Source organism: Sorangium sp. So ce295 (assembly GCF_051527405.1).
Taxonomy (GTDB): Bacteria; Myxococcota_A; Polyangia; order Polyangiales; family Polyangiaceae; genus Sorangium; species Sorangium cellulosum_B.
In genome coordinates this window covers 8,355,681-8,379,032 of sequence record NZ_CP150324.1, presented here as the reverse complement: position 1 = coordinate 8,379,032, position 23,352 = coordinate 8,355,681, and the positions used below count along the sequence as shown (strand labels likewise).

Annotated in this window: 16 protein-coding genes; 8 read left to right on the top strand and 8 right to left on the bottom strand. The window is 71.4% G+C overall.

The window, feature by feature from the left end; genetic code table 11:
• The first annotated feature begins 85 nt into the window (after positions 1-85).
• Positions 86-895 (top strand): hypothetical protein, encoded by an 810-nt coding sequence (locus WMF11_RS31535; RefSeq protein WP_437973381.1) that lies wholly within the window; start codon positions 86-88, stop codon positions 893-895.
• 80 nt (positions 896-975) lie between these two features.
• On the opposite strand, the gene WMF11_RS31530 is transcribed toward WMF11_RS31535, so the two are convergent.
• Complete coding sequence (locus WMF11_RS31530; protein ID WP_437973380.1) at positions 976-2,346, bottom strand: TolB family protein; 1,371 nt, start codon at positions 2,344-2,346, stop codon at positions 976-978.
• A 119-nt stretch (positions 2,347-2,465) separates the two neighbouring features.
• Between WMF11_RS31530 and WMF11_RS31525 the strand changes: the two genes are divergently transcribed.
• Positions 2,466-3,098 (top strand): hypothetical protein, encoded by a 633-nt coding sequence (locus WMF11_RS31525; RefSeq protein ID WP_437973379.1) that lies wholly within the window; start codon positions 2,466-2,468, stop codon positions 3,096-3,098.
• Between the two features lie 140 nt (positions 3,099-3,238).
• A complete protein-coding gene (locus WMF11_RS31520; protein ID WP_437973378.1) occupies positions 3,239-4,825 on the top strand; it encodes an SNF2-related protein in 1,587 nt (528 codons plus the stop codon).
• Positions 4,826-5,237: 412 nt separating this feature from the next.
• On the opposite strand, the gene WMF11_RS31515 is transcribed toward WMF11_RS31520, so the two are convergent.
• The 4 genes from WMF11_RS31515 to WMF11_RS31500 all read right to left on the bottom strand — a co-directional run bounded on the left by WMF11_RS31515 (position 5,238) and on the right by WMF11_RS31500 (position 10,882).
• A complete protein-coding gene (locus WMF11_RS31515; protein WP_437973377.1) occupies positions 5,238-6,248 on the bottom strand; it encodes a hypothetical protein in 1,011 nt (336 codons plus the stop codon).
• Positions 6,249-6,267: 19 nt separating this feature from the next.
• The gene (locus WMF11_RS31510) at positions 6,268-7,677 is read right to left on the bottom strand and encodes a DUF4150 domain-containing protein (protein WP_437973376.1); all 1,410 of its coding nucleotides are present in this window, start codon (positions 7,675-7,677) and stop codon (positions 6,268-6,270) included.
• The gene (locus WMF11_RS31505) at positions 7,674-8,747 is read right to left on the bottom strand and encodes a DUF2169 family type VI secretion system accessory protein (protein WP_437973375.1); all 1,074 of its coding nucleotides are present in this window, start codon (positions 8,745-8,747) and stop codon (positions 7,674-7,676) included. Before WMF11_RS31505 ends, WMF11_RS31510 begins: the two co-directional genes overlap by 4 nt.
• A 224-nt stretch (positions 8,748-8,971) precedes the next feature.
• Positions 8,972-10,882 carry a type VI secretion system Vgr family protein gene (locus tag WMF11_RS31500; protein ID WP_437973374.1) on the bottom strand — a complete coding sequence of 637 codons (1,911 nt, stop codon included), beginning with the start codon at positions 10,880-10,882 and terminating at the stop codon, positions 8,972-8,974.
• A 256-nt stretch (positions 10,883-11,138) separates the two neighbouring features.
• On the opposite strand from WMF11_RS31500, the gene WMF11_RS31495 reads away from it, so the two are divergent.
• Positions 11,139-13,292, top strand: coding sequence for a DUF2169 family type VI secretion system accessory protein (locus WMF11_RS31495; protein WP_437973373.1), 2,154 nt, complete (start codon positions 11,139-11,141; stop codon positions 13,290-13,292).
• A 401-nt stretch (positions 13,293-13,693) separates the two neighbouring features.
• On the opposite strand, the gene WMF11_RS31490 is transcribed toward WMF11_RS31495, so the two are convergent.
• Together WMF11_RS31490 and WMF11_RS31485 are read right to left on the bottom strand one after the other, a co-directional pair.
• The gene (locus WMF11_RS31490) at positions 13,694-15,073 is read right to left on the bottom strand and encodes a cytochrome P450 (RefSeq protein WP_437973372.1); all 1,380 of its coding nucleotides are present in this window, start codon (positions 15,071-15,073) and stop codon (positions 13,694-13,696) included.
• Positions 15,074-15,140: 67 nt separating this feature from the next.
• A complete protein-coding gene (locus tag WMF11_RS31485; protein ID WP_437973371.1) occupies positions 15,141-16,598 on the bottom strand; it encodes a hypothetical protein in 1,458 nt (485 codons plus the stop codon).
• Positions 16,599-16,646: 48 nt separating this feature from the next.
• On the opposite strand from WMF11_RS31485, the gene WMF11_RS31480 reads away from it, so the two are divergent.
• Positions 16,647-17,234, top strand: a complete 588-nt coding sequence (locus tag WMF11_RS31480) for a hypothetical protein (protein WP_437973370.1) — start codon at positions 16,647-16,649, stop codon at positions 17,232-17,234.
• Between the two features lie 99 nt (positions 17,235-17,333).
• Entirely contained in the window at positions 17,334-17,525 is a 192-nt protein-coding gene (locus WMF11_RS31475) for a hypothetical protein (protein WP_437973369.1), read from the top strand.
• Between the two features lie 27 nt (positions 17,526-17,552).
• Here WMF11_RS31475 and WMF11_RS31470 read toward each other — a convergent pair whose 3' ends face one another.
• Positions 17,553-18,107 carry a hypothetical protein gene (locus WMF11_RS31470; RefSeq protein ID WP_437973368.1) on the bottom strand — a complete coding sequence of 185 codons (555 nt, stop codon included), beginning with the start codon at positions 18,105-18,107 and terminating at the stop codon, positions 17,553-17,555.
• 281 nt (positions 18,108-18,388) lie between these two features.
• Here WMF11_RS31470 and WMF11_RS31465 point away from each other — a divergent pair, with 281 nt between their 5' ends.
• A complete protein-coding gene (locus tag WMF11_RS31465) occupies positions 18,389-19,006 on the top strand; it encodes a hypothetical protein (protein ID WP_437902917.1) in 618 nt (205 codons plus the stop codon).
• Positions 19,007-19,272: 266 nt separating this feature from the next.
• Positions 19,273-23,349, top strand: a complete 4,077-nt coding sequence (locus WMF11_RS31460; RefSeq protein ID WP_437973367.1) for a protein kinase domain-containing protein — start codon at positions 19,273-19,275, stop codon at positions 23,347-23,349.
• Positions 23,350-23,352: the final 3 nt, after the last annotated feature.

Sequence of the window (23,352 nt, the reverse complement as noted above, 5' to 3'; positions counted from 1 at the left end):
GTCGCCTCAGGAGAAAATTATGTCGAGCTTTGGAGCCCCGGTTACAGCGCTTCTCGGTACGTGCCTGTTCGCGCTTGGATGCGTGGTGACGCCGGCGCCGGCCGACGACAACGAGGGGGACATCGCGGCCGAGGACGATGTGGCGTCGGTCGAGCAGGCGTATGTCTTTCCCAACGGCGATGATCCGGAGTTCTTCTGGGAGCCGCGGACGATACAGATGCTCCAGCGGCTCGCCCTGGCGCCGCTCGCGGACGGCGCTGGCAAGCTCGCGAGCACGCCGCTCCTGGAGACAGCGCAGGGCCGCAAGCTCCTCCACTATGTCGTGGGCTGCGCGCTCCGCCCGGACATGACGGTGACGGGCGTGGTGGGCGCCTCCTCCTACGTGTACAAGGGGGCGCTCGGCCTCGCGGCGCCGTGGCGGAGTCAGGCGCTGTCCCTCTCCTCCCCGCAGCGCTGGGTGACGGCGTGTCTCCTCCAGACCTTGAACGCCTTCCAGGAGGAGGTGCCGATCCGCATGGTGGGCAAGCACCCGGGCCTCGCGGACGCGCCGTGGATGAACCCGGCGCAGTACACGTTCCCGGACGCGACGATGTTCGGCAACATCTTCGTCCCGGGTCACGAAGTCGCTTATGCCTGCGCGGATGAGGGCGCGCAGCTCGCGTGCGGCGATGTGTGGAGCACGTTCGCGAAGCTGCGGATCTGCGACTCGTCGCCGACGTGCAAGCTCACCCCCCTCGGACCGTGCAAGGGCTCGCTCCCGAACGAGACGGACTGCGTAACGAACGCCGCTGGTCATCCGACGTGCCACGCGGACGGTGTGTCGTACCTGGAGTCGATCTCGTCGAAGCTCGACGCGGAGGGTGTCTTCAACCTCTACCCGAGCTGCCAGCCATGAGGCCCGGCGCCCCTCGTCGACCAAGGGCATCGCCGCGGCCCGAGCCGCCGGTGCAGCGCTGTCGACGCAGGGGCGTCTCTCTAGGGAACGGGGCTCCACGACGCGCTGCCGCCGTAGGCGATGAACGCGGGCACGGCCTTGGCGTCCCGGGTGTCGACGACGACGACACTTCGAATCGTCGGCTCGCAGCCGTAATAAGGGCATAACGAGAGCGTGAAGGCGAGGTGGTGATCGTCGGGCGCCCAGGCAGGCCCGTAGGCGCTGTAGAAGGGGCGTGGAAACGCGCTGGTGAGCGGGCGATCGGCGCCGCCGTTCGCGTCGAGCAGCGTGATCTCGTTCCAGGTATCCGCGCCGAACCCTCCCACGCGGACCGACCACGCGACGGCGATCTTCGAGCCCTTCGGCGAGACCTCCGGGTGCATCGAGCCCGAGACCCAGAACGAGCCGAGCCCCTTGATCCCGGTGCCGTCGAGGGCCGTCGTGTAGAGCTGCGACCGCTGGCAGCACAAGGCCTCCGTCTCGCTCGCCGAGAAGAGCAGGCGATCGCCGAGAAAGCGGGCGGCGCTGAACATGTGGTTGCCCGCGTCCGGCAAGCGCCTGACGCGCCTCGTGGCGATGTCCACCGAGAGGAGGTGCTCCGCGTCGAACTCGCCTGCGACGCAATGAATCGCGTCGCCGCCCGGCGAGAACGTGCATTCGCCCAGCGCCGCCGGCTGGCCGATGCGCTGGTCGTCGCCGCTCGCGACCTCGACGAGGTGGAGCTCTTCCAGGCCTTCGTCCGCAGGCGGTCGCGCCCCGGCGACGTAGGCGACGCGGGCGCCGTCCTGCGAGACGGCGAACGACGGCTCGCCATTCCACGCAGCGAATTTGCCGGTGATCGGCCGCTGCTCCGTGCCGTCCGCGTTCATGAGAAAGACGCGCCAGGCCATCCCGTCGCGGTTGCTGAGAAAGGCGATCCGCCGGCCATCGCCGAGGAAGGTGGGCGCGATGTTGCGCTGCGTCTTTCGCGTGAGCTGCGCCTCGACGCCCGTCGCGAGGTCCATCGTGAAGACGTCGCCCGAGCGCACGAAGACGATGCGCCCGGACGCCAGGGCGAGCTCCCTGGCGAGGCGGAGCCGCGGAGGCCTCTTCTCCGCCTCGGGCACGCCGAGCCCCTCGTACGCCTTCACCCAGTCGTCGAAGGTGCCGATCGTCTTGCGCGGGGCAGGGTCCGTCGATTCCGCGGTTGGGTCGGGGGGCGGCTGGTAGGGAGCCGTCGGAGGCTCCGCGCTCGGCGCCGGCGACGCCGCGAGGGCAGGGGGGGCGGGCGGAGGCGTGTCGTCGCACTGGAGCGGGGCCGCCGCGCTCGAGGCGCTGGGCGGGGGAGGGGGCTCGCCGTCGCCCGCCGGTCTGGGCGTGCAGGCGGCGAGCAGGAGCCACGCGATCGCGGTGCGCGGCGTTCGTTCGTGCATGATCATGGGAGAACGCCGCGGCAGGGGGGGCTCATCCCGTTCTCGGAGCGCTGCGCCGCGCGCCGCTCGAAGGGCAGGGCTCCTTCTGGCGCCCGCGCGAGCGGTGATAGGCTCGCGCGATGAGCGCCGCCGCGCCGCCCACCCTGGACGAGGCCCTCCCGCGCCCCCTCGTCCGCGCGCGCTCGCCTGCGGGGCGCGCGCTTGGCGCCGCGACCATGGCCGCCGCGCTCGCGTCTCCGGCCGCGGCGGGCGCCTCGGACTCCGCGCCCGCGTTCACCGGCATGGGCTCCGCCGTCGTCGAGGCGCTCAATGAGCTCCGCTTCTGGGGCCAGGCCCAGATAGGCGCCACTGGCGCGATCAGCGATTGGGAGGAGCCGGGCGGGGTGAGCCTGCGCGCCTCGATGAGCGTGCGCGGAATCGGGCTCGCCGGCGCGCTCCGCTACGAGCAGGTGGAGGGCCGCGGCGGCGGCGTGCTCGCGCTCGGCGGCCAGCTCCGGCCGCTCGCCTTCGCCCAGATGACGGCCTACGAGCGGATCGACCCCTTTCTGAGCGTGGGCGGTGAGGTCGGCGGCGAGCGAGACGCGCTTCGCGCCGACCTCTACGCGGGCGCTGGCCTCGATTTCGTGCTCTTCCCCGAGGAGGACGCGCAGCCCGCGCTCGTCCTCGAATACCAGCTCCGCCCCCTCCGCACGCCCTCGGACACGCCGCTCCAGATCCTGCACCTCGGCGCCGCCATGCGCGGCGTCTTCTAGCGCGGGCGCGCGTCCGCGCTGGTATCAGGGGCGTCATGACGACGATGCGTGCCAAGCGAACGGTGTCGGCCCCGCGCAGAGCTCCCAGAGCGGCCCCTCCAGCGGCCCCCGCTCCGCGTGCGGCGCCGGAGCGAGCCCATGTGCTCGACGTCCCGTTCGCGATGCGCGCGGTCGCGTCCGCGAGCGGCGCGCGCTGGGACGCGGAGCACGGCGTGTTCGTCGTTCGCGCAGAGACGCTCCCGCCGGCCCTCGCGCCGTTCCGCGCCGCGCCGTACTCGTGGGAGCGACGCATCGAGCACGAGCTCAACGACGACCCCGCGCCCGCGCCGGCCGCCCCCGCCGGGGCGATCCTCCTCCGCCCGCACCAGCTGGACGGCGTGCGGGCCATCGCCGCCGCGAAGGCCGCCGGGCGCGCCGGGTTCCTCCTCGCCGACGACGTCGGCCTCGGCAAGACGATCACCGCCTGGGCAGCGGTCCTCCAGATGCCGGACGTCACGACGGTGCTCATCGTCTGTCCGCTCGCCGTCGTCGCGCACTGGCGCCGCACGGTCCAGGCCATGGGCGACGCAGGCAAAGAGATCGTGATCATCAACTATGATCGGCTGGGCAAGCTCTTCGAGGTGACCCCGGAGGCGCGGCGAAGGATCCGATCGAAGAAGGGCCTCGCGCGCGCCGGCAGCGCCGCGGAGTTCGACGTGGTGATCTGGGACGAGAGCCATCGCTGCAAGAACCCGGCGGCGGCGCGCTCCAAGCTCGCGGTCAAGCTCAACGCACGCGCACGGTTCGCGCTGTGGCTCTCGGCCACCGCCGGGCAGAACCCGCTGGAGCTGTCGTATCTCGCGCCGCTCCTGGCGAGCGCGACCGGGAGCCGCTCCGCGGATCTGAAGGACTTCGAGCAGTGGTGCGAAGGCCAGGGGCTCGGGGTCGCGCGCGGCGCGTTCGGCAGGTGGGACTGGCGCGGCGATCCGGCGGACTGCGAGAAGGTGCGTGCCCTCCTGTTCGACGGCCGTCCCGCGGTCGGGATGCGGCGTCGCCCGGAGGACGTGGCCGGCTGGCCCGAGATCAACCGCATCCTCACCCCGCTCGAGCTCGACGCCTCCGCGCGCGAGCTCTACGCGCAGGCGTGGACCGCGTTCCGCCGGGAGATGGATCTCCTGCCCAAGGGCGCGAACCCGAGGTCGGCGCTCGCCGCGATGCTGCGCCTGCGACAGAAGAGCTCGCTCATCCGCGTGGGCAGCACCGTGGAGCTGGTGCGTGAGCTGCTCGACAACGGGCATCAGGTCGCGGTCTCCGTCGCCTTCATGGAGACGCTCGAGGCCGTGCAGGCCGCGCTGGCCCGGGAGCGCGTCCCGTGCGCGCTGATCCACGGCGCGCTGCCGGTCGGCGAGAAGGAGGCCGAGCGCCTCCGCTTCCAGCGCGGCGAGCCGCGCGTGGTGCTCTTCACCGTGGAAGAGGGGATCTCGCTCCACCAGGGCGAGCACAACGAGGTGCCGCGCTCGGCGGTGATCCACGATCTGCGGTGGTCGGCGATCCAGATGGCGCAGATCGAGGGCCGCTGCCACCGCGATGGACGCTTTGCGCAGGTCTACTGGGCGTATGCCGACGATACCGTCGAAGACAAGATCGCCGCGATCGTGAGCCGCAGGATCCGGTCGATGAAGGCGATGGTCGGCGACGACGTCGAGACGATGCACGAGATCGAGCGCTTGCTCGCCGGAGCCGCGTGAGAGACGCGGGGGTGCACGAGGCCGAGCGTCATGCCGACGCTCGAGCACAACGCCCTCGTCGAGATGTTCCGCGAGGACCTCTCCGGCGCCGAGGCAGCCAGTGCCAATAGCCGATGGATGACGATCGCAATAGTCCGGCGCGATCCGGGCTCCAGGTGCGCTGGCAGCCGAGACATCGCGTGGTCGGCATGGTCGAGTGTGAGGCGCACGAGGGGCGCGTGCGCGTGCGGATGCGGCGGCTCGATGACGTCGGCCGCAGGGTACGGATCCGAGGTGATCGCCTCCACGCCGGGCCTGGGCGGTGTCATGCGTGTAGGCGCGACAAGAAGATTCGCATCCTCACCTCGCACCACGCGCGGGGCATCCCGCGCTAACCCCGCGCACATCATCCGATGACGATGACCGTCAAGTGTCAACGGATGGGAGCGTTGTCGACGTGGTCGATCCGCTCCCAGCGGCTGCCCTCGAGGCGCACGATGTCCTTCGAGCCGACGACCCAGAGCGCGCCGCCGACGCTGTCGACCGTGTGCGCGTCCTCGATCTCGGGCACGAGCCCGGTCGAGACTCGCCGGAGGCTGCCGCGCTCGTAGGTGAAGAGGCCGCGCGGATTGGCGCCGCTTGCCAGGTAGATCCGGCCGTCGTGCCTGGTGATCGACGTGAACATCTGGCGCCGGCCCGAGACCGCGACCGCGCGGAAGCCTTCGCGCCGGTTGCCGCGGAGGAGCGTGCCTTCGCGCCCGCAGATCCAGATGCGCTTCTCGTCCTCGACGAAGATGCTCACCAGCGCCGCGGCCGTGACGGGCGGGAGAGCGGTGAACGTGGCGCCGTCCCAGACGAGGATCGTGCCGCGCGTCCCGGTGACGTAGATCTCGTCCTCGCGTGGACCGTCGACGCAGTAAAAGACCTTGTGCTCCGCGGCCGGCGAGCTCGGCGCGTGCAGGAGCGCCCGGGCCCGCTCCTCGGGATCTTGCAAGAGCGAGCGATCGAGGTGCTCCCAGCGGCCGGCGCCGAAGTCTCCGCCGACACGGCGATAGACCTGCCCCCCGTCGCCGCAGGCGTAGAGGTGGTCGCCGACAGGGCGGAGGCGCGCGAGGCGCCCCCAGCGCTCGGCGTCGGGCGAGGTGATGCCGGCGCCGGGGATCTTCTCGCGCGGGAACGGTGGCCGCATGAGCACGACGTCTCCCTCGGCGGAGAGCACGCAGAACGCGGTCGGCGCGCCGGGCGCGGGGGTGAAGCGGGCGATCGAGGTGACCGCGACCTGGAGGTCGTCGTAGAACCACTTCACCGGCCCCGCATCGCCGGCATCGTAACGGCAGAGCCGGGTGAACGGCGTGAAGGGCTCCTGGCCGTCTGGCACGCCGGCGACACAGAGGAAGTCCGCGGCAGCGGCCTTGGCGCGGGTAAAGGTGAGCGGCGTCGTCATGGTGATGTCTCCCTCGACCTCAGTAGCGACCGCCCGGGCGCATGCCGGTGCTGAGCGCCTCGTACTGCGGACTACCGGCCACGGTCGGCATGAGGGTGGTGCGGCCGAGCTGCGCGCGGTCAACCCCGGCGAAGCCCGCCTGCACCGCGGCGCGGATCTGCGCCTCGCACTCCCGGCGGAGGTTGACGACCTGATTCTCCGAGAGGTCGATGATGCTGCCGATGGCGGTCGTCCCCGGCGGCGTGCCGTTCACGCCCAGCTGGGCGACGCTCGCGTCCACGCCGTGCGCCTCCCAGTGCTCCGAGCCGTCGTCACCGGCGTTGCCCTGGAGGCAGATGGCGGGCCCGTCGCCGAATGACGGGAAGTTGGGGATGCGCTTCATCCCCGCCTCACCCTCGGCCCTCGTGCCATAACGAAGGGTGTAGTCGGGCACGATGTGGTGCGCCTGGTAGCCGGGTTCGCACGTGCCGCGGATAGTCCTGTAGGGGCCGACGTTGCAAGGCCGGTCTCGCTCGCGCGTCACGCGCACGTTGCCCGCTGCGGCGGCGAGCCGCGCATTTTCCTCCTGTCGCGCGCGCTGCGCCCGCAGGCGCTCGGCGTTCTGCCGGATCTTCTCGGCCGAGGGCCACGGCTGCCTCACGAGCTGCTCGAGCTGCTCGGGCGTCATCTGGCGGAAGTCGACGAGGGTGCCTGCCTTGAGCGAGAGCTGATTGTTGGTGCTATCTACCTGGTTCCAGTACCAGCCGCTCGATCCATACGCGGCACTCCGCTGGTCGGCGCTCATCTGGCCATAAAGGTGCTGATCGATGCTCCGGGCGAACATGCCTTCATTGCCGATGTAATACTGACCGGCCATCTCCCCGAGGCCTGCTCCCAGCGCACCGAGGCCGAGCAGCGTGTTGAGCCTGGCGGCCGCCCCCATGGGCCCCGCGGCGGGCGCGCTCCCCGGCGTCGTGGCCGTGCCCGTGCCCGTGTAGGCCCCCGTCGTGTCGAGAAAGGCGACCTGGACCGGGCGGTCGCTGGCGCTCATCACCCGCGTGTCCCGCACGAAGATGAGCTTCCCCTCGGTGTTGCGGTCGTTCATCCACCAGGCGTCGTCGTGGCGGATCGCGTTCCTGCCCTCGATGCGCACGGTGGGCGAGTAGGTCTTGGGCTCGCAGACGCTGCCCACCGTGCCCGATTTGACCCCGAGCCCGCTGCCCGGCTCATCACCCTGGCACGTCGTCACCTTCGATCCCATGTTGTGCGACCGATCGCCGGTCTGCAGCACGGTGGTCGCGGTGTCCACGGCCGCCTGGTTCTGCCTTGCGTAGATCGAATAAGGGATGGGGACGAGCGCCGGGCCGACCGGCGTCTTGCAGACATCCGGGCAGGTCGAGACGATGATGCCTTCGCCTATGTCGCGGCTGCCCTCGCGCGGGATGCTCATGCGTCGCTCCCCGGGCTCACGAGCCCTCGCTCGTCACACCACGGCAGCGCCGCGGCCTCTTCGAGGCTCGCGGCAGCGAGATCGATACGATCGAAGCCCTGCGACATGGCCGCCCAGGCGCGCCAGGTGAGCTGGACAGACCAAGGCGGCTCGCCGCGGACATCGATGTGCATGCCATCGAGGTGGAGGCGCACCGGGACGCGGCGCCCCCGCTCCCACTTGAACCAGGCCCAGAGCGAGTGGCCGGGCAGCGTGAACGCGAGCGCGCCGCCCCCCGGCGTGAGGCCCTGGAGCTCGACGCGCTCGTCGCCGCGGAGATGGCCGGGCAAGACCAGGCCGGGGTGCGCGGTCTGGTAGAAGCGATAGTCGAAATCGGCGGGGAGCTGAGGGTGGCGAGTCGCCAGCCAGGCGTCGTCGTAGGTGCCGGCGAAGCGGCTGCGAAACTGCCACCAGGGCGGCACGGGCCCGAAGCCCTGCGGTTCTGGCCGCGCCGCCGGGTCGCCCACAGGCTCGGCCTCGCTGTCGATGGTGGGCGCGGGGTAGGCGCGATCGGCCGGCGTGTGGCGGCGATCGAGGACGCCCCGGCCGATGGGGTTGCGCGCGTCGACGTTGCCCTCGGGATCGCCGATGACGACGCCGCCGGCGGCCGATCGGTAGTCGATGGACGCGCGGGCCGCCGGCTCTCCCGTGGAAAGCCGAAACCCGCCGGCGTCCGGCTCGAACGCGCGCGGCGCATACGCCCTCAGGAAGCGCGTGTATTCCCCGACGCGCGCGCTCACCTGCCAGACGTGCGCGGCCACGCCCCCGGGGGCGTGGCCATCCGCGAGGAGGGTGACGTCGGCCGCGGGCTTGAAAGGGATGAGCAGGCCGACCCGGAGCATCGGTGTCGCATGCGGATCACCCTCGTACTCGTCGGCGAGGATCAAGGATTGATCGGGGGCGATCGACAGCCGGCCTTCGGGCGAGAGTAGAAGCGTGCCCCTCGCCGCGACGACGGCCATGGCTGCGCCGTCACGGTGCTTCTGCTCGAACCCTAGCGCGGCGAAGGGGGTCGCGTTGGCGGCCAACATGGCTAGCGGCGGTGGACGGCGACGCGGGTGCCGTCGATGAGGTGCGTCGCAGCAAAGGCGGTTCGATTCACGGCCAGCATGGCACTGCTCAGGTAGGATCGATGACGAGCTCGATCTTGGTCCCTGCATGGACACCAAGAAGGACGACACCGGACGGGACGCCGCGGGATATGGCTCGGCATGAAGCTCCGGGCTCGAACCGCCTTCTGCGACCGCATTCAGGGCTAGTTGAGATCGATCGGATCGCCGAAGACCTGGACATGCTCGCTCCCATCGACCAGGATCCTAACGCCCTTGAGCGTGATGTTGCCGTCCTTGTCCATCACGAACTTCGATTTGCCGCACGTGATTTCGATCTTCTCCCCGACGTCGATGGTCTGATTCCGGCCAATCTGCACTACCTCGTCGACACCCACGGCGCGGGCGCGGATCATCCCCACCGCTTCGCGCAGGCTATTCAGCACGCTCTTCGTGGCGTTGTTGCCGACCGTGACGTCCTCGTCGTGGCCGATCCCCGTCGTCCGGTCGCGGCCGATCGTCGTCTCCTGATCGTTCTTGACCAGCTTGTGGAGGTCCTTCTCGGCTTGCATCCTGACGAGCTCGCTACCGGCCTTGTCCTCGAACATGATCTCGTTGTAGCCGTACGTGGACGGGCTCGAGTTGCTCTTCCAGCCGCTCTGCGTCTTGTTCATGGGCAGCGAGTAGGGCGTCTTCTGGAGGTTGGTGTACACGCGGCCGACGATGATGGGCCGGTCGGGATCGCCGCCGAGGAAGTCCACGATGACCTCCTGTCCGATGCGCGGCAGGTTGGTCCCGCCGAAGCCGGCGCCGCCCCAGGGCTGGCTGACGTGGATCCAGCACGACGAGTCGTTGTTCATCTTGCTCTCGCGGTCCCAGTGGAAGTGGGCGCGCACGCGGCCGAACTCGTCGACGTGGATCTCCTCGCCGGGCGGACCGACCACCGTGGCGCTCTCGACGCCCTGCGCGCGGGGTTTGCGCGTGCGCAGCGGCGGTCGGTAGGGCGCGTCGGCGCTCACGGCGACGCAGGAGTGCTCCCACTCGGCCGGTACCTCGCCGGAGAGCTGGGACTCGAGGACGAGCAGCTTCTTGTCGGGACCGAGCTCGCTCTTCGGGTGCTCGAGGAACGAGAGGACGGCGCCCGGTGCGGGATCGATGACGTTGGTCTTGAACACGATCTCCCGTGCCGAGGCGCGCTTCGCCTCCAGCCGACGCTGAGCGAGCGCCTCGCCCTCGGACTCGTCCGCGCGGTACTTGCCCTGATCGTCGGCTGTCGGCGAGCTCTCGCCCTTTTGACTTTCGAACAGGAACGCGCCAGGCACATAATGGAAGCGCTCCAGCTGATCTTCCACGGGGCCGGCGCCGGAGGCGGTGGCCAGGAGCTTGTAGTTCGCGGGCCTCCGGTGGTCGTGGTCGCGCACCGTGTACTTGCCGGGTCGCAGGCGGCGGCCGACGACGACCTTGGTGACGTGCTCGCGGTCGGCGTCGGTCGGGTGATCGCGGTAAGTGATGGGCACGCGGGCGACGTTCGCCTGGGGGCGGTCGTCGAGGACGAGCTGGCTCTCTCCGCCGTTGTCGAAGTAGAAGCTCACCCCGGCGTCCTCCAGCATGCGGCTGATGAAGGTGTAGTCGCTCTCGCCGTACTGGACGCGGTACTTGCGCTTCTTGTACTCGCCGGCAAGCCGCCGCGTGGGGGAGATGCCCCACTCGCCGAGGAGCTGCAGCACGATGTCGACCTCCGACTTGTGCTGGAACATGCGGTAGTTGCGGCGCTGGGTGGCGAGCCAGAGCCGCGGGACCAGGGTCAGCTCGTAGGTGGAGAGGTAGCGCTCCTCGACGGCCACCTGCTGGAGGTGACTGCACAGTCCGGACCAGACGCGGGTCTGATTCCCGTGCGCGGTGAAGGTCATGGGCTGGCCGATGACGGCTTCGAAGTCGATATCGGGGTCGTCCGATACGGCGACGATCTGGACCTCGAAGAGCGAGGAAATCCGCTCGGTGACCTGGAAGCGACGCACATCGAGCATGTCGCCCGACGCGATCTGCGCCTCGACTCGGTAGACCCCCGAGCTCAGTCCGGTTCCCTTGTTTCGCATGCTCGGGTGCGTGTCGGCCATGGGCATTCCTAGCCCGGTCTACCCTGCGCTTGTAGAGCGGACAGCCGATGCTATCCGGCAGCCATCCCTGTCCGCAAGTGGGGCCCGCGCGCATTGTACGCTCAGGGCTCCGCCGGTGCGGCCGTTCAGACGGTCGAACGCCCACACATTGACGCCTCGTGTTGATGGTTGCAGTATCGCCGGCGGAGTGAAGGTCGTCTCCCTTTCGCAGCTCCCCGTTGGCCTGGTCGTGTGGCAACCCCATCCAGGCGCCTGGATGCAGACGTTCGTCTGTAAAAGCACGTTCAAGCTGTACCCCGGTGTGTGTGCCCTCGCGGCCGAGCAGGAGCCGCTCCACCTATCCGACCGCCACTGGCGCGACGACGCGTGCTGGAGTCTCTATGCGGCCTCCGACGTCGTCCCCCACCGCGCCCGGGCGGACGTCGTCCTCGTTGGCCACGCCTTCTCGCCCAACGGCACGGCAGTCCGATCCCTCACTGCCCGCGTGATCGTGAATGACATCGACAAGGCCATCGAGGTCTACGGAGCTCGCAGCTTCACGCAGCACGGCGTCCTGAATCAGAGCTCGCGCTTCACCAGGATGCCGCTGCTCTGGGAGTACGCGGGCGGCGGCCCCGGCACCTCCAACCCCGTCGGCATGCCCCCCCATGCTCGCGACATCCACGGGCGACGCAACCTCCCCAACCTCCAGCGTCCGGGCGTTGTCGTCATCGGGCCGGACGACGTCATCGAGCCGGTGGGATTTGGACCCGTTGCCTCCGGATGGCCCACCCGCCGGCAGAAGCTGGGGCGCTACGCGGCCACGTTCCCCGGCAACGACTGGCACCGCCAGCCCCTGCCCCCGGACCTCGACGTCAGCTACTTCAACGCCGCGCCGGTCGACCAGCAGACCACCGCGCTCCGCAATGACGAGCGGCTCGTCCTCGAGCATCTCCACCCCGAGCACCCGCACCTCGTCACGAGCCTCCCGGGGCTCCACCCCCGCGCCTACGTCGACCGCCCCGGCGAGCCCTTGCAGGGCGTCGCCATGTGGCCCGATCTGCTCTGGATCAACACCGACCGCTGCATCTGCACGGTGACCTGGCGCGGCCAGGTCCCGCTCCGAGAGCCGGAAGAGGCCGGGCAGATCCTGGTCGCGCTGGAGGAGCCTTATCAGACCCTCGTAAGTAACGACAGCGAGGGCGTGCCCAGCAGTTCTGGAGTGGGGCTCGCGAGCGGCCGGGCCGGCGGCGGCGCGATGAGCGAGATCGGGCTCCAAGCGCCCTACGACAAGGCGCACGATGGCGATAGCGCCGTGCACAACGAGGATGACCCTGAGGCCTGCACCCTGCCGTTGGACGTGAATCAGGATCTCGCCGTCTCCCGGCTGGCCCTACCGTTCGCCACAGTGCCCGCGGGCCAACCTGCTCCCCCGTCGAGCCCGGCGCAGCGCCTCGCAGTCCCCCCCTTCGTGCAGTCCGCGCCGCCGGCGGCCGCGGTACCCCCGTCGAGTCGGGCACAGCACCTCGAGGCCGCGGCCGCTGCGTTCGTTCAGGCCGCGCCACGAGCAGCCGCGGTACCCACTCCGGCAGCCGCGGCGCAGCCGCCCGCCGATGCGCCCGCTGCCACCAGCGCGGCTTCACTGGTCGCCGCGAAACCCGCGTTGCCATTCGTGCAGGGCGAGCGAGCTGAGACTGCGCTACGTCACCAAGCAGAGTCTTCGCCGCGAGGGGCGGAGCCAGCAAAGGCTCCTGACGAGGTGCTGCGTCCGCCGCTTGTCGCGATCCCTCCAGCGCTGCCGCCTGCGCTGCACGCGCCGCCTGCGCCTGAGCGCGATGCGAGGTCTCCACCCCTGACGGCAAAGGAGCCTGCCCCTCCTGCCATGCTCGGCCCACTGGCGAGGCCAGACATGGGGGCGATGGAGCCCTCGGCAGAGGAGGCGCCCGAGCCTGACACCCAGGCGAAAAAGCCTGATCCGCTCCCCGCGCCGGAGGAGCCCGCACCGCCTCTCGCGGCCTACCCCATCGAGCGTTGCGCAGTCATTGCGGCCAAGCTCGCGCAGCGGCCGGCGGACTGCGACGCCATCCTCAAAGCGGAGAAGCTCACGCCGAAGAATTGGCAGTCGCTGCACGAACAGTGGCTTGACGAGATCCAGGACGAGATCGCGCGCCGGAAGAAGAAGCTCCTGTCAGCGTACGACGCGGCCTACGTGGCGGCACTCGAGAAGGAGCGCGGGCCGATCACAGCGGGCGAGTACGCACAGCTTGTGATCTCGGCCGAGCAGGGGCAGGGCCAGGCGGCACTGGCCGATCTGGGCCTGCCGGATGAGTCGATGATGCGGATCCGGCGGGTGTGGCTGGAGAGGATCGTGAAAGACAAGAAGGCGGCGGCAGCGGTGCGGGCTGCAATGCGGAAGGCGGACGAAGCTTGAAGGCGGGCGCGCTGAGCGGCGGGAACTTCTAAGATAGGCACAACCGCATGGGCCTGGGCCCTCCGGCTCGACCGGAGCCCATCGTACCCATCAAGAGCACGTTATGCCTCTCCGCGGAGGGGCTGCGATCCGTCGTCACGCTCCCCCGAAATCTCGACGAAAGTGACGGAACGCGACGGTTCGCCACCGCAAATTGCGCTTGGCCGTCTCGACCAGGAGCACGCGATGGTCTACTTTCAGGTCATCTGGAGCGGGTTGCGTGAGCCCATGCGGCCGGCTCTGGAGGCGTTGGTCATGGAACGGCAGATCGAAGGGCGAAACGGCCCGATGAGCGCTGCTATACAATCGCGCCATCGACCGCGCGACAGACCGCTTGTCACGATGTCGCACGACGCGGCGCTTCAGCCGTCGAATCGGACGCGCGTGCTCCCCGAGGGGCGGAGCACCGGGAGGTAGCGCGAGGCGGGGAATCCGCCTTGGAGCCTGGGGCCCGAGGCCGGGAGCTCCCGCCCGAGCGCGACGAGGAACTGGACGATCTCCATCCAGGCGAGGTGATAGCCGAGGCAGAAGTGCGCGCCGCCGCCGAACTGGGCGATCTCGAGCGGCGAGAGCGCCTCCTTGCGGCCGAGCCAGCGCTCGGGGCGGTAGCTGTCCGGATCGGGGTAGAGCTCCGGATCGCGGGAGAGCAGGACCAGCGGGATCGCCACGTGGGTCCCCGCGGGGACGGCGCGGCCGTCGAGCTCGAAATCGGCGACGGCGCGGCGGGCGTCGTGCGCCACCGGCGGATGGAGGCGGAGCGCCTCGCGGAACACGGCCTCGGCGTAGGGGAAGCGGCGGAGATCCGCGGGCGAGCGCGGGAGATCCGCCGCGCTCGACGCCTCCTCGCGGAGCGCGCGCCAGGCCGCGGGGCTCTCGGCGAGGTGGGCGACGCACCAGGCCATGACCGAGGCCGAGGTCTCGTGGCCGGCGAGGAGGAGCAGGCGGAGGTTGCCCACGAGATCCTGCTCCGAGAGCGGCTCGCCCTGCTCGTCGCGGGCCGTGAGCAGCGCCGGCAGGAGGCCCTTCGCGTCGCCGCGGGCGCGCACGCCGGCGAGGATCCGGCCGATGCGCTCGTCGAGCCAGGCGCGGGCGCGGAGCCCGCGGCGCCGCGGCGAGCCCGGCACGTCGAAGGGCAGGCCGAGGATCACGAGCATCAGATCCTCGTAATAGTGGCGCCACTCGGGCAGCTCGTCGTCCTCGACGCCGGTGATCTTGAACATCACCTCCAGGGCCAGCTCGCGGGTCTCGCGCAGCAGCTGGACGTCGCGACGGCCGAGCCACGAGCGGACCTTGCGCTCGACGCTGGTCGCGACGATCGCGCCCACCTCCGCGGCGTCGAGGCCCTTTGGCGAGAAGGGCCCGTTCATCGCGGTCCGGAGGCGGCGGTGCGAGGCGCCGTCGTGGGCCATCAGCGTCTGACCGAAGAGGTAGCCGACGCCGCCCTCGGTCAGGTACGAGGAGTCGACGGCCTTGCTCTTGAAGAGCGAGAAGGCCTCGTTCGATGCGTAGACGAGCTGCCAGGCGTCGACGCCGGGAGCCCAGAAGAAGAGGGAGCCGAAGCGGCGCTGGCCCTCGCGGAGCAGGCCGAGCTCGTCGACGGCGATCGCCGGCATGTGGCCCACGACCGGGAAGCGGCCGGGGAGGATGGGGAATCCGTGCCGGGTCTCGATGCGGCGGGCGAGGGGGTTGCGGCCCTGAAGGAGCGGGAGATCGGCGAAGGAAGCGGGGAGGGCGGTGGTCATGGCGCGTGCGACCTCCACTTGTATCATCACGCCGGCGCGACCTGGGCGCCCGGCGAGAGGCCCGCTGTCATCTCCGGATCTCGGACACGAGGACGAGCCGCCCGCCGTCGTATCGGGCGCACACATGGTAGTCGGGGTCGGTGCCGGGGCCCTGCTCGAGCACGCCCGCGATCACGCCGAGCAGGTTCAGCCATGGGCCGCCGGCGGCGATCAGATAGGCAGACCAGCCTGCCTCCTGGAACGCGGTGACGACCTTCTTCGGGTCGTCGAAGCCCTTCCCCGGACCGCCGACCGCAGCGCGGAGCGCCGGCAAGAGCTCCGTGACCGCCGCATCGCCGGCGGCGCATCGCTCGGCGGCGAACGCCCTCTCGACGCCGGCGCGCGAGGCGTCCGTCAGGGCCCACGACGCGACGAAGCGGCTCCGCTTGCCCTGCACGGTGACCCCGAGGGTGCCATCGCTGGCGAGCCTGCGCGCCGGCGCGGCGAGCCAGAGGTTCTGCCGGGCCTCGGCGAAGCTCTGGGCGGCGATCCCCGGGATCACCCTTGGATCGACGTGGCCTCCGGAGAGCGCCCTCGCGATCTTGCCGTAGCCGTCCGTCGCGCCCAGCTCGCCCATCCGCTCGGGATCGAGGCACACCGACACCACGGGGCTCGCGTCGAACCTGGAGCACCGGCCCTCCGGGCCCCCGACCTCTTCGCCGAACGCGACGAGCTCCTTCAGGGCGGCCGGATCGCCGCCGGACCCGAAGAGCGACATCACGACGTCGAGCCGGAGGTCGGCGCCGTCCGCGTAGATCGCGACGGCGGCGATCCCGCCCTGCGCCACGCCGAGCGGCGCCCGGGCGCCGAAGCCGGCGCAGCGCGCTGCGCCCGGGCACGCGTCCAGCGGGGCGCCGCCCGCGAGGACGTCCACCACGCCCGCCAGGGCGCGCCGCGGGTCCGCCCCGCTCACGAGCGGAACGAGGAGCCGCACCCGCGTCACGTCCCCCGCGTGCCCGAGGACGACCTTCTCGAGCGCCTTGCCCGAGGCCCCCTTGGCCATGGCGTCGACGACGGCGCGCGCGCTCTTCTCGGACGCGGGCACCACGGCGCCCAGGATCGGCCTTCGCGGATCGACGCCGGCCTTCGCGAGCGTCACGTCCGGCGGATCCTGGCTGCCGAGCGCGCGGTTCGCCTCGATCAGGAGCTCGGCGATCTGGGGCACGTACTGGACGGCGACGTCGAGGGCGTCGTTGCGAAGCGAGGCGTAGATCGCGGCGCCCGGCGGAAGGCGCGCGATCTGCTCGGCCGACGCGGGCGGCGGCTCGGGCGCGGCTCCCCCGGGCGCGGCCGGGTCGCTCGCCGCCGCTTGCGCCGGCGCCGCTGCGGAGGCGCTCGCCGCTGCGCCAGGCCGCGCCGGCTGCGCGGCGGCGCTCGACGGGCTCGCGCCGGTCGAGCCTTGTCGCGCGGCGCAGGCCGCGCTCCCCGCCCCGAGCGCGATCCCTGCGCCGAGGAGGACGATGGGGAGGAGCTCTCGAAAGGGCATGAGCGGGCTTCATGCCCTCGTGGTCGCCGCGCCACAAGCCATGAGGTCATGCGCCCGGCGCGAGGACGACTGGAGCTCGTCGCTCGTCGTCCGCCGGAGCCGATGGATCCCGAGGTCGCGGACCTCTCCGGAGAGGACACCGCCAGCGCCGAGGCGGCGATGCTCTCCAGCTCGTCCACCCAGGGCTTCGGCTGGGTATGGTCGACCCTGCTCGGCGCGGGCACCGTCAACGCGAACGGCTCGTATTCCTACAATTCGGCCGGCGGTACCAACACGATCACCAACACGAGCACGGGCGTCTATTCCGTCGATTTCCCGAACCTCGCCGGCGCGGGCGGCAACGTGCAAGTCACGAGCTACGGCAGCGGCAGCGACCGCTGCAAGGTGGCGTCGTGGGGCACCGGCGCCCTCGCCACCACGCTCCGCGTGCACGTCCGCTGCCACACGGCGGGCGGCGCCCCGGTGAACACGTATTTCGTCGCCCTCTCTTCGCGCGAGAACAACAGCTATTGTGGCGCGTACCTCTGGAACGTCAGCCTCAGCTATCACCTCGGCATGCCGAGCACCGGCCGCGTGGGCGGCTTCGCGTGGGCGAGCGACCCGGTGTCGTCGTCGTACACCCCGCCCGCGAGCTAAACGGGTCTGTACAGCACGCTGCATCCTTGCTACTTCGGCCCGGGCATCAGCGCGGGGCACAACGCGCCCGTCGGCTCGCATTTCGTCCGGTATCCGAACATGCTGTCGTACAACTCGACCGCGATGGTGACGGCCTACGGCTACGGCAATCAGTATTGCAAGGTCTCGTACTGGACCGGCGTCGGCTCGGACACCCAGGTGAACGTGCAGTGCTACGACTATCTCGGCAACCCGGTCGACAGCCAGTTCACGAATACGTATCTCGGCGCCGAGATGTTCACGCCCTGCTGAGCGAGCGCTGAACCCGGGGGGCCGAGATCACTCGCCCGTGTCGAACTCGCACGCGGCGACCTCGGGCGCACACTCGCCCTCCACCTCGGCGGCCACAGAGGCGAGGCAGTCGTTGCACTCGGCGCTCCGCCCCTCGCCGGCGCCGCACGCGCCATAGCAGGGCAACTCCTCCACCAGGCCGCAGGCAGCGCAGAGACAGTCCATGAGCACCTCGTAAATCTCGGCCGACGCCTCGCACAGGTCCGCCGGATCGTCGGTGTCGTAAGGGGGCAACGAGCAGGTCGCGCACTCGGCGCCGCCACCGGCTCCGACCTCGCTGCCCGCGCCAGCGCCCGCCTCGCCTCCCGTCGAGCTGCCGCCTGCGCTGCCGCCGGCCTCGCCTCCCGTCGAGCCGCCGACGGTCCCGCCTCCCGTCGAGCCGCCGACGGTCCCGCTACCCGTCGAGTCGCCGACGGTCCCGCCGCCTCCGCCCGCCAGATGGTAGCTTTCGTCCAGCCCCGCCAGCGCGGTACACCCGCCGGCCGCCGCAAGCCCGAACAGCGCCATCGCCAGGGACGCATTCACACGCTTCGAGCCCGCCATGGCGCCGGAGCATCACTCGCTTACGCCTCCGGCGTCAAGTGACCGTACGGCTGGTTCGACCTGGGGCCGTGGTTCGATGCACGCACGACACACGAGCTCTTCAAGTCTGTTACAATCGTAGTAATCGCATGTTCATGGACGCCGGCACGAAGGACCGCCGCGCCCGAACTCGGCCTGATCGCCCTGCCGCGCGCTGCCACGTCGTGGCTCGCCATGGCACAGAAAACCAGCGTGTTTCTCTCGTGCCGGAGCGGGCATGTCCCGTGCTCGACGCGGCGGCCATGACACCCAAGTGCTTTCTCTGGTTGGCTCGTGGTTCCTTCCTCGCGTGGGCGACGCTGGGCGGCGCGGCGTGCGGCGAAGAGGACCATGGACCTGCGAGCGCGGAATCCACCAGCACCAGCGGAGCGGGCGCGAGCGGCAGCGCCGGCGCTGGCGGCTCCGGGGGTGGGGGCGGCAGCGCCGCGAGCGCCGGCGGCTCCGGGGGCGGCGGCGGCAGCGCCGCGAGCGGCGGGGCCGGCGGCTCCGGGGGTGGCGGCGGCAGCGCCGCCAGCGGCGGGGCCGGCGGCTCCGGGGGCGGGAGCAGCCATGGCCTGGCGTGCCGCGAGTCGAGCTTTCCGGCGTTCAGCAAGGCCTGCGAACAGGCGAGCGACTGCGTCGTGCTGCCGCACGTCACGACCTGCTGCGGAGATATCCTGTTCGTGGGCGTGGACGCGGACGACAAGGAAGCGTTCGAGGCCGCCGAGGCGGTGTGCCTCGCAGGCTGGCCGCTGTGCGATTGCGCGCCGCGTCCTCCGCTCGCGGAGGACGGCCGGCGGCTCGAGAGAGAGAGCGAGCAGGCGGTTGCGGCGCGCTGCGACGAGGGCGCCTGCACGTCGGAGATCAGAGATTTGCCCTAGCTCGACCTTCGTTCGCGGCGACACGGTGTCAGAGACAGGCCTCATGGACCCTGGCCCGGTCGGCAGAACCGACGGCCCGGTCGCGAGCCGAAGGGGCGGCCCCTGAAACACGCGCTCTCCGCCTGGAACGCGGCGCACATCCCCCAAGCTTCGCTCGCGTTCCCTGGCGCTCGCCTGGAGTCAGCTAGAATCGAGGGCGCTCGCCCCCACCCATCTGCCTCTATCCCAGGCTCGGCCATGATACGCTCGGCGCCGGGAGCCGTGGAGTGAGCGTTCGCGCGGGGGAGATCGTCGATGGCCGGTTCGAGATCGGCCGTGTGCTCGGCGCGGGCGGCATGGGCCAAGTCTACCTGGCGCGCGACCTGACGAGCGGCGAGCCGGTCGCGGTGAAGGTGCTCCTCGGCGCGAGCGCGAGCGATCTCTCTCGCTTCGACCGCGAGGCGGAGGTGCTGGCGTCACTCCAGATCCCGGGGGTCGTGCGGTACATCGCGAACGGCGCGACGGCCGCGGGGTGCCCCTACCTCGCGATGGAGTGGCTCGACGGCGAGACGCTCGCTGACCGGCTCGATCGCGGGCCGCTCGGCATCGCCGAGAGCGTGACGCTCGCGCGGCGCGTGGCCGATGCCCTCGCCGCCGTCCATCGGCGCGGCGTCGTGCACCGCGACCTCAAGCCGGGCAACCTGCTGCTCGTCGGCGGCGAGGTCACGCGCGTGACGCTGCTCGACTTCGGGATCGCGCGCGCCGCGGGGCTCGCGCCAAGGCAGCTGACGATCACCGGGGCGATCGTCGGAACCCCCGCGTACATGGCGCCGGAGCAGGCGCGCGGGCTGCGGTCGATCGACGCGCGCGCCGACGTCTTCGCGCTGGGGTGCGTGCTCTACGAGTGCATCGCGGGCCGCCCGGCGTTCTTCGCCACCGATGTGCTCTCGCTGCTGATGAAGGTCCTCCTTGAGGAGCCGCCTCGGCTCCAGGAGGTCCGTGCCGGGGTTCCCGGCTGGATCGACGGCCTCGTCGCCCATCTGCTCGCGAAGGAGCCCGACGAGCGCCCGCCGGATGCAGGCGCCGTCGCCGCGGCGCTCGCAGCGCAGGAGGATCTCGCGCTCTCGCGAAGCCTGAGGGGTGTGGGGATGCCGGCGATGGCCGCTGCAGCGCCCGGGAGCGCCACGCTCACAATGGACGCCGGTCCGCCGGGCGCTCGGTCGCGCCGATCCACGAATCCTGTCCCGGAGAACGCCACGCTCGCGCTGGACACGGGCTCCGCGGCGCCTGACCAGGGTCTCGACGCGCGCGTTGGTGCCGACGCGCACCTCACGGACAGCGAGCGAGCTGTCCTGTGCCTCATCGTCGCAGAGGTGACCGGCTCCGGCGAGGTCACCGCCGCCCGAGCCGATGAGGCGCACAGGGCGCGCGCGCTCCGCGAGATGGCGGCGCGGTACGGCGCAGCGCTCGACGTCCTGCAGGGGCGCTGGCTGCTCGTCGAGCTCTCCGGCGCCGCCGCGCCGACCGAGCAGGCCGTGCGCGCGGCCCACTGCGCGCTCGCCATGCGGGGGCTCCTCGTCGGGTCGCCCATCGCGATCGCCACCGGGCGCGCCGTGGCGGGAGCGCCGCTCCGCGCCGGCGAGCTCATCGCGCGCGCGGTCCACCTGCTCGCGGCCGGCCGCGCGCAGGCCGACGGCGCGGCGCTCCCCATCGACGACGTGACCGCGCCGCTGCTGGAGCAGCGATTCGACGTCCTGCGGGACGCTGCAGGCCATTGGCTCGTCGGCACCCGGGACGATCTGAGCCCCATGCGGCGCCTCCTCGGCAAGCCCACCGCGTTCGTCGGGCGCGACAGGGAGCTCGCGATGCTCCTAGAGGAGATCCGCTGCTGCCTCGACGACGGGACGGCGAGCGCCCTGCTCATCACGGGTCCGGCGGGCTCAGGTAAATCGCGGTTGCGCCACGAGCTCCTGAGCCGCCTCCAGGCGAGCGACGAGGGCGTGGCGGTCTGGACCGGGCACGCCGATCCGATGAGCGCCGGCTCGGCGTTCGCGCTGCTGGGGAGCGCGCTCCGGCGCGTGCTCGACCTCCGTGAGGGCGAGCCCGTCGAGCTGCGCCGTCGCAAGGTGCTCGCTCGGGTGGAGCGCCACCGGGATCTCGACGGGCCGCGCGTCGCGGCGTTCCTGGGCGAGCTCATCGGCGTCCCGTTCCCGGACGACGGCGTGGAGCTCCGGGCGGCGCGGCGCGATCCGATCCTGATGGGCGATCAGCTGCGGCTGGCCTGGGAGGAGTTCCTCCGCGCGGAATGCGCTGTGCGGCCGATCCTGCTCGTGCTGGAGGACCTGCACTGGGGGGACTTGCCGACCGTCGATTTCATCGACGCCGCGCTCCGGCAGCCGAGGGAGCTGCCCTTCATCGCGCTGGCGCTGGCGAGGCCCGAGGTGCACGAGGTCTTCCCCGGGTTGTGGAAGAGCCGACGCGGCCAGGAGCTGCGGCTCAACCCGTTGCCGCGCAAGGCCGGCGAGCGGATCGTGCGGCAGGTCCTCGGCGACGCCGCGAGCGACGTGCTGGTCACGAAGCTGGTCGAGCGGGCCGAGGGCAACGCCTTTTTCCTCGAGGAGCTCATTCGCGCCGCCCTCCTGGACCAGGGCGCCGCGTTTCCCGAGACGGTGCTCGCGACCGTTCAGGCCCGGCTCGCCACGCTGGAGCCCGATGCGCGGCGGGTGTTGCGCGCGGCGAGCATCTTCGGCCAGTCCTTCTCGCCCCGTGGGGTAGCGGCGCTCGTCGGCGCCACGGACATCGCCGCGCGGCTCGCCGAGCTGGAAGGTCGCGAGATCCTCACCCGGCGGATCACGGGGGATCCGACGGGAGATGTGGAGTACAGGTTCCAGCACGCGCTGCTGCGCGAGGCCGCCTATGGCATGTTGACCGAGCGCGACCGGCGAACGGGGCACGCGCTCGCGGGGCTGTTCCTGGAGCAGATCGGCGACGCCGACCCCATGGCGACGGCCGAGCACTTCCACCTCGGCGGCGAGCCCGCGCGGGCCGCTCGGGCCTATTTGCAGGCCGCCGAGCAGGCGCTCCGCGGCAACGACCTCGCCACGGCCATCGAGCGCGCGGAGCGCGGCATGGCGTGCGAGCCGGAGCCGGCTGTGGCGGGCGCCCTGCGGCTCGTCCAGGTCGAGGCGCACCTCTGGCGCGGAGAGATCGCCGTCGCGGAGGAGCGTGGAGGCGAAGCCGTCGCGCTCCAGCAGCCCGGCTCCGCGCGCTGGTTCTCCGCGATCGACCAGGTCGTCCTCGCGGCGTTCAAGGCAGGCGGCCTCGAGCGCGTGGAGCGGTGGAGTGAAATGGCGCGCGACGCCGATGTGCTCCCGGGCGCGCGGGACGAATGGATCCAGTGCCTCGGCACGTGCGCTGTCACGCTCGTCTTCGGAGGCCGCTACGCGCTGGCCGACTCGCTGATCGAGATCGTCGGGCGCGACCTGCGCGCGTCCGACGCGACCGACCCCGAGGTGCTGGCGCGGTACCACCAGGCGCGCGCGCTCCGCTCCTTGTTGACGGGGGACTCCGAGTCTTCGCTGCGAAGCATCGAGGCTGCCCTCGCGGCGTTCGAGCAGGCCGGCGACCGGCGCAACGCCTGCTCGACGCGCAACGACCTGGCGCTCCTGCGTCGAGAGCTGGGGGACTTCGCCGGGGCGGAGGCGCAGCTGCGGATCGCGCTCAGCGCGGCAGAGCAGATGGAGCTGCACGACGCGGTCGCGACGACGCAGCAGAACATCGGCTATGTGCTGACCTGCGTCGGCAAGCTCGACGAGGCAAAGGCGGTCCAGCGAGCCTCCCTGGAGTCCTTCCAGCGGATGGGTCTGCGTCGAATGGTGGGTGCTGCGTGGCTCTACCTGGCCAGGAGCGAGCTGCTCGACGGCGATCCCGCGGCGGCCGAGCTCGCCGCCCGCGCCGCCGCGGAGGCGCTGGAGGTCGGGCCGCCGCTCCGTCCCTTCGCGCTCGCGGTGCTGGCGCAGGCGCTGCTCGGCCAGGGCCGCGCCGGCGAGGCGCTCGCGGCCGCCCGCGAGGCCCATGCTGCCCTGGAGGCGCTCGGCGGGGTCGAGGAAGGCGAGTCGATCATCCGCCTCACCTTCGCCGAGGCGCTCGCTGCGGCCGGCCACGAGGCCGATGCCGCCCAGGCCATCGCGGCTGCCGAGGCGGCGCTCCTCGCCCGCGCCGACAAGGTCCGTGACCCGCGGTGGCGCGAGAGCTTCCTCAACAACGTCCCCGAGCACGCCCGTACGCGGGAGCTCGCGCGAGGGTGGTTGGGCGGCCGTGTCTTCGTGTGGGGTCGCGACGAAGCTGCTGCCATCGTCGAGTGAGCG

Bases quoted from the DNA above. Each gene is read 5' to 3' on its own strand.
- WMF11_RS31530 (WP_437973380.1), bottom strand. From the start codon at position 2,346: ATGCACGAACGAACGCCGCGCACCGCGATCGCGTGGCTCCTGCTCGCC.
- WMF11_RS31525 (WP_437973379.1), top strand. From the start codon at position 2,466: ATGAGCGCCGCCGCGCCGCCCACCCTGGACGAGGCCCTCCCGCGCCCC.
- WMF11_RS31515 (WP_437973377.1), bottom strand. From the start codon at position 6,248: ATGACGACGCCGCTCACCTTTACCCGCGCCAAGGCCGCTGCCGCGGAC.
- WMF11_RS31510 (WP_437973376.1), bottom strand. From the start codon at position 7,677: ATGAGCATCCCGCGCGAGGGCAGCCGCGACATAGGCGAAGGCATCATC.
- WMF11_RS31505 (WP_437973375.1), bottom strand. From the start codon at position 8,747: ATGTTGGCCGCCAACGCGACCCCCTTCGCCGCGCTAGGGTTCGAGCAG.
- WMF11_RS31500 (WP_437973374.1), bottom strand. From the start codon at position 10,882: ATGGCCGACACGCACCCGAGCATGCGAAACAAGGGAACCGGACTGAGC.
- WMF11_RS31495 (WP_437973373.1), top strand. From the start codon at position 11,139: ATGCAGACGTTCGTCTGTAAAAGCACGTTCAAGCTGTACCCCGGTGTG.
- WMF11_RS31490 (WP_437973372.1), bottom strand. From the start codon at position 15,073: ATGACCACCGCCCTCCCCGCTTCCTTCGCCGATCTCCCGCTCCTTCAG.
- WMF11_RS31485 (WP_437973371.1), bottom strand. From the start codon at position 16,598: ATGCCCTTTCGAGAGCTCCTCCCCATCGTCCTCCTCGGCGCAGGGATC.
- WMF11_RS31480 (WP_437973370.1), top strand. From the start codon at position 16,647: ATGCGCCCGGCGCGAGGACGACTGGAGCTCGTCGCTCGTCGTCCGCCG.
- WMF11_RS31475 (WP_437973369.1), top strand. From the start codon at position 17,334: ATGCTGTCGTACAACTCGACCGCGATGGTGACGGCCTACGGCTACGGC.
- WMF11_RS31470 (WP_437973368.1), bottom strand. From the start codon at position 18,107: ATGGCGGGCTCGAAGCGTGTGAATGCGTCCCTGGCGATGGCGCTGTTC.
- WMF11_RS31465 (WP_437902917.1), top strand. From the start codon at position 18,389: ATGACACCCAAGTGCTTTCTCTGGTTGGCTCGTGGTTCCTTCCTCGCG.